The sequence below is a fragment of the Polynucleobacter sphagniphilus genome, assembly GCF_029892205.1.
Taxonomy (GTDB): Bacteria; Pseudomonadota; Gammaproteobacteria; order Burkholderiales; family Burkholderiaceae; genus Polynucleobacter; species Polynucleobacter sphagniphilus.
This window is the reverse complement of record NZ_JARXVX010000012.1, coordinates 1-3,884: the sequence shown is the minus strand read 5'-3', so window position 1 is coordinate 3,884 and position 3,884 is coordinate 1. Positions and strand designations below refer to the sequence as shown.

Below are 3,884 nucleotides of genomic sequence, written 5' to 3'. Positions count from 1 at the left end.
GCATTACCAGTAGCGCTTGTGCCAGCAGCGTAAACCGTCGCATTAGTGCTCAGTGCCCCACTAAAGATGGTATTGGTATTGCCGTTCGCTAAGGCACTATAGGTATAAGCCAAACTTGGCAAGCTCGTAGCACCGTAAGTCATATTCGTAGCGGTGGCGGTAATAGTCAGCGGCGCTGCCACCATAGTTAATACGCCAGCAACATTGGAGATAGCATATCCCAAACTATTGGTATAGCCAGTTGGTGCAATAGTGTATGTCAATCCAGCATTGCCAGTTGCGCTCACACCTGCACTATAAACAGGTGCAGTACTACTCACAGTGCCAACGGTAATTGAAGAAGCTGCATCTCCATTGATCAGACCAGAGTAAGCTGCAGAAATAGTTGGCAGACTGCTTGCGCCATAAGTCATGTTTACGTTATTGGCAGTAACTGTCAATGTAGGCTGTTGACGATATACCGCATAAACACCAGACCCTAAGGTAGCTGAGTATCCAGCTGTAGATTTAGTACTGTTGTAGCGATAGTTACCATTTGCGACTAATGCGGTTGTGAATGTTCCGCTACCTGAAATTGTTCCGGTATACAACGTTGCCCTACCACCAGAACCAACAGTAATTGTTGGTGTGCCACTAATCAAAATATCGCTGCCAGTAGATGTTGCACCCTGCAACAAAGTATTGCCAGCATCAATCACAATTGCCGTAGCAGATGTGCTGGTAGCAGATAGGTTATTGGCGATTGTGATATTGCCTGTTGTAGTCTCAATATCCATACTTGCGGTAGCTAAACCGGAATAAGTAGAGCCGCCGATAGTGATTGATCTCAAGGCCAATGCAGCGGAATCTGTTACGGCCAAGGCGCCAACAGTTCCGGAGCTTGCTAGAGCAGAAATACTATTTAATGAATTTGTGAGGCTAATATTGCCAGCACCAGAAACAACTACACCATAGCTATTGTCGGTAACTTTTCCTGAAAGCGTAAATGTATCTCCGTTTGGCGCATTGATGGTGGCGGCACCAGAGAGCGTGATGGGGTTGCTGAGGCTCACAGTAGTAGCTCCAGCCTGTAAAGTGGTGGCGCCCGACATCGCCAATGTGCCTACTCCAAGCGCACTGTTATTGCTCACAATCAAAGTGCCGCCGCTTACAGTAGTGCCACCGGTATAGGTGTTAGCACCCTTAAAGATTACCGTACCCAAGTAACCAGTACCACCGACTTGCAATCCAGCCGCATTGCTACCTGCTCCATCAGCGATGATGCCGGCAATCGTTAAGGTGTTGCTATTGGAGTTTGTGATTTGACCGATGTAATCAACTAAGGTGCCTGCAGTACCAGCAATCTTGGTTAGGTTGATAGCGCCGTATTCGATTACTGCACCACTTGCCGCAGCAGCACTATTAATTAAGCTCGCTTGGCTAGTGCCTGTACCGGCACCAACCATCGTAATCGCTGGTACGTTACTGGTTTGAGTGCTAGTTCCAAAGTTATAACCATTGAGATCTAGAGTGGCGCCTGCATTGATGGTGATATTGCCAGTACCAATTGGGGAGCTAGTAACTGCGCTAGTAGTGGTGACATAAGCATTGCCAAACTGAAGAGTACCGCCTGAAACGGTGGTGTTACCGGTGTAGGTATTAGCACCAGAGAGATTAAGCACACCTGAGTTAGAACCGGTGTAACCAGAGCCAGAGTTATAAGCAAGCGCGACTGATCCACTAATCGCGCCACTAATTGCGCTTGCACCAGATGTAGAGTTAATAGTTAAAGTGGAGAGACTTGAAGCCCCGCCCAAAGTGACCGCGCCAGAGCCAGATGAAATAGTAAAACTTGGGTTGGACGATACTGCATAACTCAAAATAGCAGTACCTGCTGAACCATTACCACCGGTGCCAGTTCCGTTACTAGTGCCACCACCGCCGCCGTTACCATAACCAGTAGCGTTGCCACCTGAAGTACCGCCGTTAGTGCTGCCGTTGCCTGCAGCACTGGAACCGCCTACACCATAACCAGCGCCGCCGCCGCCGCCACCACCACCAGCTCCATAATAAACTTGCGTCCCTGTAATGGATGAGGGAGCTCCAGCCCCACCAGTACCGTTATTTGCACCAGCACCGCCAGCGCCGCCGCCGCCGCCAGCGATAAACCCACTACTGTAAGATCCTCCGGAGTTTCCTTGGCCAGATGTACCCGCAGCTCCTGTTGCACCAGAGCGATTTCCACCGCCACCGCCAGAGCCAAATGTTCCACTAGGGGCATTAGTCTGGCCACCGCCACCGCCACCATAAGCAGTAACAGTTGTAATCGTTCCACCTGACAGACTCGAAAGGCTACCATTACCGCCAATGCTGTTATAGGAACCTGAGCCATACGTTCCCACGGTAATGGAATAAGTAGTGTTACCCGTTAAAGAAACGGTGTCCGACAAAACACCGCCGCCGCCACCACCGCCACCACCATTGCTTCCACCTGCGCCGCCACCACCAACAACCAAATAAGTGGTGGATTGAGTGCTACTTGGTGTCCATGTAAATAGTGTGCCGTTGTATGCAAGAGTCCCTCCAGCAATTGAGCTGCTATAAGAAGTTGAGCCAATATCTGTAGTGGTCGTGCCATTCAATATATAAGATCCGCCAGACAATAATTGCAAAATATTGCTCGATCCCGGAATATCTCCTGTTACGTTGCCAGCGATATTAATAGGAGCATTGCTACTGGAAAGTGAGAGTCCTACAGCGGTCAATGTGAGGTTGCCACCATAACCCTGAGCACCACTAGTAGTGACACTGCCACCTAGGGTGGTAGTGCCATATCCAGTTGCTGTGCCTACTGTCGAAGCATTGCAGCCTGATGCATTAATACATAGATAACCCAGTGCGCTCGAACTACTGTTAGCGCCGACGGCGCCAGTAAAGTTGACGTTACCACTACTTGAAGTGCTACCAGTGTTAATGGCTAGGCCATAGTAACTAGCAGCGGTGCTATCCACTGTAGAGCCAAAGCTAACATTGGCATTTGTTGTTGAAATAGCAGTATTCGAACCCAGGGTCACTGCGCCAGTATAGGTTTGGGTGCCGCTTGTAATGATGCTATTAGCCAGTGTAGATGCACCACCCACTGTTAATGATGAAATACCTGAGCTATTGGTAATCGCCGGAGAAGTACCTGACATAGTGAGTGAGCTAATCGTCAAGGCAGTTTGTAGATCTAGGGTAGCGCTAGTAATAGTGACTGCGCCAGAGGTTGCGCCAGTTGTGCCGCCAGTAGCGATGCGCAAAGTACCCGCAGAAATCGTTGTACTACCGGCATAGGTGTTAGCACCCTTAAAGATTACCGTACCCAAGTAACCAGTACCACCGACTTGCAATCCAGCCGCATTGCTACCTGCTCCATCAGCGATGATGCCGGCAATCGTTAAGGTGTTGCTATTGGAGTTTGTGATTTGACCGATGTAATCAACTAAGGTGCCTGCAGTACCAGCAATCTTGGTTAGGTTGATAGCGCCGTATTCGATTACTGCACCACTTGCCGCAGCAGCACTATTAATTAAGCTCGCTTGGCTAGTGCCTGTACCGGCACCAACCATCGTAATCGCTGGTACGTTACTGGTTTGAGTGCTAGTTCCAAAGTTATAACCATTGAGATCTAGAGTGGCGCCTGCATTGATGGTGATATTGCCAGTACCAATTGGGGAGCTAGTAACTGCGCTAGTAGTGGTGACATAAGCATTGCCAAACTGAAGAGTACCGCCTGAAACGGTGGTGTTACCGGTGTAGGTATTAGCACCAGAGAGGATGACAGTACCAGTATTGCCAGTTGACCCAATAGTCAGGGCATTACCACCAGAGATGATGCCGGCTACAGTTACTGCATTAGTGGTACT

The 3,884-nt window shown here is 49.4% G+C and carries 1 protein-coding gene; it reads right to left on the bottom strand.

All coding sequences use genetic code 11. The annotated features are described in order from the left end of the window. The coding region (locus M2125_RS10845; protein ID WP_280742974.1) for a beta strand repeat-containing protein at nucleotides 1–3,884 on the bottom strand (3,884 nt) is incomplete at both ends.